We start from the raw sequence: 4,002 nt of genomic DNA on the forward strand, positions 1-4,002 counted from the left end.
ATACATACAAAAATATATTTTTGTACATACAAAAGAAAAAAATATATACTATTATAATCTTATACTTTTAATGAGGGATAAAACTGAAAAACTTACATTAAGAATATCAAAGGAGGAACTTGAGGAAATTGACAGTTTTTTATCCACAAATTCTAATTATACAAACAGATCGGAATTTATAAGGCTTGCAGTTCTTGAATATATATCCAATCTAAGAATAGGTATAATTTCAAAAAATAACACATTACATGTAAATCCAATTATTGAAAAAAGCCTTCAGAGGGCCGTATCATCAGGTTATTTTAAAAGCCTTGATGATGCCTATGAGGAAATAATAAATGAGGCATGGAGAAATAATATTATTTCAGGTCTAATAGAGGCCAAGCATAAGGAAATAGAAAAAATAGAAAAAACACTGGAGGGTGAAAAAAAGTATGATGAGTTATGAAAAAAATGGTTTTCTTGATATAGTCAGAAATTTAGAGGATATAAATTATTTTACATTTATATCCATGCATTCCGGAATATACAAATCATTGGATGGAAATCTGCCCGCAAATTCAACATATTATTATATTGAAATGGGTTTAAATAAGGTAAATATTGATGAATACACAAACTACAGTTACAGAAACATCCTGCACAATGATAAGGTAAGCATAAGCTCTGGCAGGGCCATGAATCATTACCGCTTTGTAAGAATCATGTCAATAAAAAATATATCCGCTGATATCTTAAATTGTATTGAGGATGCCGCAATGTACATATTCATTGATAATGACAGGAATGTCTTCTCGGAAATATATGATTACATGTCCAAAAAGGGAATACCGTTTTTAAAGGTTATCCATAAAAAATACTACAATATTAACGGAACAAACTATGCATCACCACACAGGCTTTTTGATTATATTTTTGAAAATTATGTACCATAGCCGCTATCCTTTGTTAATGATATATATATTTCCTCAAGGTCATCATATTTTTCCACATATTTAACATGCATGCCATTTCTTGAGAGCATATTTATAATTTCATCGTTGTGCATATCAGGTGGTTTTTCCAGAATAATTTCATTTCCATTTACCCTGAATGGGTGTATGTTTCCATCAAGATCATTATTATAATCGGATTCCAGTGTAATTTTCAGCATTTCCCTGTTTTCCTCAGTTTTTGAATCATGGCCTATGGTTCCACTGTTAATAATTATCACCCTGTTGCATAGATCCCTTGCCTCATATAACAGGTGAGTGCTTAAAATAACCAGCTTATCCCTTGATATCTCCTTAATTAATGAATGAATCTCGCTCATTCCCTTTGGGTCAAGTCCAAATGTTGGTTCATCAAGCACAACTATCTCGGGATTGCCCATCAATGCAACAGAAAGTGCCAGCCTCTGCTTCATGCCCCTTGAATATCCACCAGTTTTCCTGTCAAGAAACCCCGAAATCTGTGTTATTTTTGATAACCTGTCTATTTCTGATTTTATCTCCTCATTTTTTAAACCTTTTATTTTTCCGGTAAAATTTAGTATTTCCCTGGATGTTAAATACCCATAAAACTCTGGCTGTTCTATTAAGGACCCGAGAAAACTCAGTGCCCTTTCAGGATAATCTGAAACATTTATGCCATTGATTGTAACCTCACCATGAGTTGGCCTGATTATATTTGTCATGAGCTTTAGCATTGTTGTTTTTCCCGCACCATTAGGTCCCAAAAGTCCGGTGCATCCGGTACCAGAAAATGTAAGGTTTATATCATTTAGTGCGGTTATCTTCCCGTATTTTTTGGTTATATGATCAAGCCTAATCTCCATTACTGCACCTCCTTTCTATCAAACAAAAAGAGGCCTATGACAAATGTTGCAACAAAATATACAAACATAATAAGGCCTGCCAGCATAATGTCTGGAAAGGGTGCAGGCGCAAGGCTCTGTCTTGCAAAAAAATCCTCTGTGTTTATATTCACATAAACCCTCTGTATAATGCTTGCCGCATCGCTTAGAAGGTAAAATGGGTCTATTTTATACAAAAGTTCTATAATAAAGGACCCTGCATAGAAAACAATGTAATAGATTAAAAGGACAGATATATATGCATAGGTGTTTTTATTAAATATTGCGCTTATCATGAAGGTTAATGATGTCATTGAGAGCACAAATAATATTAGGAGCACCAATGAGTAATAGAAATATATTTCAGGTGGTTTTTTAAATATAAATGAAAGCGTGGCAGCCTCAACTATTATATAAATAAGCACTATGACCAGTGTAACACTGAATGCGGCAAGGAATTTACCAACGAAGAGTTTATGCCTGTTTATTGGCAATGGAAATATATAAAATGCAGTTTTATTCTCAATTTCTGAGGAAATTGCAGGTGAACCAAAAAATACCGATGCAAAAACAGGTATGTATAACAATATTAATGACCATAAAAAGTAAAATAATGCAATTTTTAGGTCCAATGGCAGGGCATTTGAACCAAGAATTTTTGGAAGATCATTTACATACTTAAAAGAAAAATAAACCATCATTGCACTGATTATAATAATCAAAAAAAGCATAAGAAAAAAGCTTTTAGACCTGTAATAATTTTTTATGTACTGTAAATAAACTGTTAACAATTTTGACATGCATCATCAAATTACGATTTTATATTTAAGGCTTTAATTAGTATACCGATATCGCTAAAACCTTTGTTATATTTTATTATTAAATTGTTTCCACTGGATATAACTGTGGGCCTGCCAAGAACACTGGTTACATTGCTTTTCGCTCTAAGCGCTGCATTTAATGCCAGGTCAAATATTAATGCATCGGTTGATGAATTAAAATGCATGTTTATCAACGTTTTATTTTCTGTAATATTTAATGTCATGTAGCTTGCACCAATACCTGATGAGCTCAGATTATAATATATTGATGAATTAATATTCATGTTTAGGTATTTTTCAATGGGTTTAGCCGTATAATTATGTATATGTGAGTAAAGTGAATCATTTATTGCCTCCTTTTCACCCATGACAACATATGTATTTAATATAGTATAAATATAAACATTTGTGCTTTCATTTGATATTAGTGCGGTTAGGTTTGTCTTTGCAATTCCACTAATTATCTGCCCTATGTCAAGGTTCTTTACCTCATAAACTGTTGTCTGCTGCATTACCATTGTTTCTACAGTTATATTTTTTAGCATTGATGCATAAGTTGAAGTCCCAGACGGTGAAAAAATTCTAGTACTGTTGCTTGGAAGTATGTTGTATGAAATATTTGCTATTATGCCAAGGGATCCATGCACATCATAAATATAAAAGGTTGAATTGTTTTGGTTAACCGTTGCCACGGCTGTTGAATTTGATGGTATATAATCAAATGGATTTTTTGAATCTAATTTTTTTTCTTCCTTATAATAATTAAAGGCCAGTACCGAGGCTGGAATAATTAATATTAATGCCACCGATATTACAATAATTTTAAATGTCCTGGGACTCATTTATATAACAATTAAATTGTTGTAAATATAGTTTGCCTTTAAAATATAATATATTAAATTCATACAAATTTACAGCTTTTATTTTTATATTCCATGAATGGATATTGAAATAACTTATATATCAGGAAAAAATACAGAATGGAGGCTCCGGTGGTGTAGTCCGGCCAAGCATTAGGGACTCTCAATCCCCCGACTCGGGTCCAAATCCCGACCGGAGCATTTTTTTGTAAATTTTTAAAATAAATTAAAAGAATATTGCATTTTAATAATTTACAAATGCACTAATGTGCTCATCTTTTTGATTAGAAGTTAAAAATTATTTAAAAATATCCTCAAGTGTGTACTGGTTTCTTTTACCTGAAGTTTCATACAATTTTTCGAGGACATATACAAGAATAACCATGGATATAATCCATATTAATATGGATTAGCGTGTCCAAACCTTCATAATTTGTTCGACAATTGTCATATTTATTAATTTGAAAATTATTAGTGGGATATGGCA

5 protein-coding genes and 1 tRNA gene are annotated in these 4,002 nt (G+C 31.9%); 3 read left to right on the top strand and 3 right to left on the bottom strand.

Going from position 1 to position 4,002, the window contains the following annotated elements:
• The coding region (locus AOG55_RS01790) for a ribbon-helix-helix domain-containing protein (protein ID WP_055040815.1) at positions 1 to 448 on the top strand (448 nt) is incomplete at its 5' end.
• Positions 435 to 935, top strand: a complete 501-nt coding sequence (locus tag AOG55_RS01795; protein WP_055040816.1) for a hypothetical protein — start codon at positions 435 to 437, stop codon at positions 933 to 935. The genes AOG55_RS01790 and AOG55_RS01795, both read left to right, overlap by 14 nt.
• Here AOG55_RS01795 and AOG55_RS01800 read toward each other — a convergent pair.
• The 3 genes from AOG55_RS01800 to AOG55_RS01810 are packed head-to-tail and all read right to left on the bottom strand — an operon-like array spanning position 923 to position 3,497.
• On the bottom strand, positions 923 to 1,816 hold the full coding sequence (locus tag AOG55_RS01800; protein WP_055040817.1) for an ABC transporter ATP-binding protein: 894 nt from the start codon (positions 1,814 to 1,816) through the stop codon (positions 923 to 925). The genes AOG55_RS01795 and AOG55_RS01800 overlap by 13 nt on opposite strands.
• Entirely contained in the window at positions 1,816 to 2,634 is an 819-nt protein-coding gene (locus AOG55_RS01805; protein WP_055040818.1) for an ABC transporter permease, read from the bottom strand. Before AOG55_RS01805 ends, AOG55_RS01800 begins: the two co-directional genes overlap by 1 nt.
• A gap of 11 nt (positions 2,635 to 2,645) precedes the next feature.
• Positions 2,646 to 3,497, bottom strand: a complete 852-nt coding sequence (locus tag AOG55_RS01810; protein ID WP_055040819.1) for a hypothetical protein — start codon at positions 3,495 to 3,497, stop codon at positions 2,646 to 2,648.
• Positions 3,498 to 3,641: 144 nt separating this feature from the next.
• Between AOG55_RS01810 and AOG55_RS01815 the strand changes: the two genes are divergently transcribed.
• Positions 3,642 to 3,716, top strand: a tRNA-Glu gene (locus tag AOG55_RS01815).
• Positions 3,717 to 4,002: the final 286 nt, after the last annotated feature.

The sequence above is a fragment of the Acidiplasma cupricumulans genome (assembly GCF_001402935.1).
In the GTDB taxonomy this organism is placed as follows: Archaea; Thermoplasmatota; Thermoplasmata; order Thermoplasmatales; family Thermoplasmataceae; genus Acidiplasma; species Acidiplasma aeolicum.

Bases quoted from the DNA above. Each gene is read 5' to 3' on its own strand.
- AOG55_RS01810 (WP_055040819.1), bottom strand. From the start codon at position 3,497: ATGAGTCCCAGGACATTTAAAATTATTGTAATATCGGTGGCATTAATA.
- AOG55_RS01795 (WP_055040816.1), top strand. From the start codon at position 435: ATGATGAGTTATGAAAAAAATGGTTTTCTTGATATAGTCAGAAATTTA.
- AOG55_RS01800 (WP_055040817.1), bottom strand. From the start codon at position 1,816: ATGGAGATTAGGCTTGATCATATAACCAAAAAATACGGGAAGATAACC.
- AOG55_RS01805 (WP_055040818.1), bottom strand. From the start codon at position 2,634: ATGTCAAAATTGTTAACAGTTTATTTACAGTACATAAAAAATTATTAC.